This window comes from Streptomyces sp. NPDC057543 (assembly GCF_042801895.1).
Classification (GTDB): domain Bacteria; phylum Actinomycetota; class Actinomycetes; order Streptomycetales; family Streptomycetaceae; genus Streptomyces.
The window spans coordinates 1-1,570 of record NZ_JBHVFF010000576.1 but is presented as its reverse complement, the minus strand read 5'-3'; the positions used below and the strand labels follow the sequence as shown (position 1 = coordinate 1,570).

Sequence of the window (1,570 nt, the reverse complement as noted above, 5' to 3'; positions counted from 1 at the left end):
GAGACCTCCCGCACAGCCTGCGCCCGTGGCCTGCTGCGCACCGGAGTCGACGAGAAGACCGGCGAACTCCTTACCGCGTCCGTACTCGCCGAGCGAGTCGACTGGGCCGTGGGCCTGGTGTCCGACATGGCGGGCAAGTTGACCGCCGAGCACTGGAACAACCTCGATGTGGACGTACTCGCCTCCGGCGAGGACGCGGGCGGCAGGAAGTTGCCGTCGAACGCCTGGATGGCGCTGCGGCGTCTGGGCTGGACCGTCAACTCTGACGCCAAGGTCAATGACCGTATCGTTCGCATGGCCCAGGAGCAGGCTGGCCGGTCCCTGCGCTCCACGAAGTGGCGCGCAGATCTCACTTCCGGGGTGCTCACGTCCTGGCCCGCCGATCCGGCCAAGCGGACCGCAGACGAGTGGGACGCAGTGCGCGAAGCAGTGCCCGGCGGGAAGCATCTGCCGTCCAGCGTCATCAAGTCCCGCACCCGGCAGGCCGTTACTTTCGAGCGGAAGCACGGACGGCTCCCGGTCGATGTGTTCGAGCTGGAACCTGCACCCCGCACTGCCCGGATGCTGCTGCTGTCGGCGTGCGACGGGCAACAGGCCACCATCGACCGTCACGAGACTGATCCGGGCCGTGCGCTACTGCGGTTGCAGCTCCCCACCCGGCCCGATCCGCAGTCCTACCGGGACTGGACGTGGATCGCCTGCCCAATCTCCCTGCCACCCATCATCGCGGCGAACGCAGTCCTGCACCTGCCCACCTTGCGCATCCACCAGGGCAAGGTGCGGGCTGATCTGGCCTACACCCACGCCGTCCCGAAGACCCGGCGCGCCGGGCATAGAGTCGCGCTCGGTGTGGACTGGGGCCTGAACACCCTGCTGTCCGCCGGCGCCGCCCGGCTCCACGATGACGGGCGTATCACCGCTCTCGGTAGCGGGGGCATGTTCCGCGCGGCTGGCGTGCTCGCGAAACAGCACCGCCTGCGCCGCCTGTCCGAGCACCTGCATGTGAAGGCCGACCACTATCAGTGCCTCACCGGCGACGACACCGACCACCTACTGACGGCTAAGAGCCTGGTCCTCAATGACGAGATCCGGCGCGTCTGCGACCGCAGGTCGAACCTCAACGACGCCCTGGCACGGGCTGCCGCCCGTTGGGTCGTCGATCAGGCCATCGCCGCCTCGGCGACCGTGATCTATGCCGAAGATCTCCGCTCGATGGAGGCCCGTGGCATGGGCCGCACGATGAACACTCGCCTCTCCCAGGCAGTGCGCGGGCAGATCGTCGACCGGATGCGGCACCTGGCTGCCGAAGCAGGTATCGCCGTCATCACCGTGCCCGCTCGCAACACTTCCAAGCACTGCCCCCAGTGCCTCGTGCCGCTGCGACACCGCAAGGCACCAGACCGGCCCACCACACCGGGCTGGAAGTGGGCACTCTGCCGGTCCTGCGGATACCAGAGCGACCGCGACGCCGCCGCGTGGAAGCGCATCGCCGCACGCGGACTGGCCCACCAGGCCAAGACCGTGGTGGACCGCGCCAGCGGTGCCATGGTCATCCGCAGCGTGGTCGACA

At 68.7% G+C, this 1,570-nt stretch carries 1 protein-coding gene; it reads left to right on the top strand.

The genetic code is table 11. From position 1 onward, the window contains the following. On the top strand, positions 1-1,570 hold a 1,570-nt coding region (locus tag ACFU8Q_RS41400; RefSeq protein ID WP_384465356.1), incomplete at both ends, for a zinc ribbon domain-containing protein.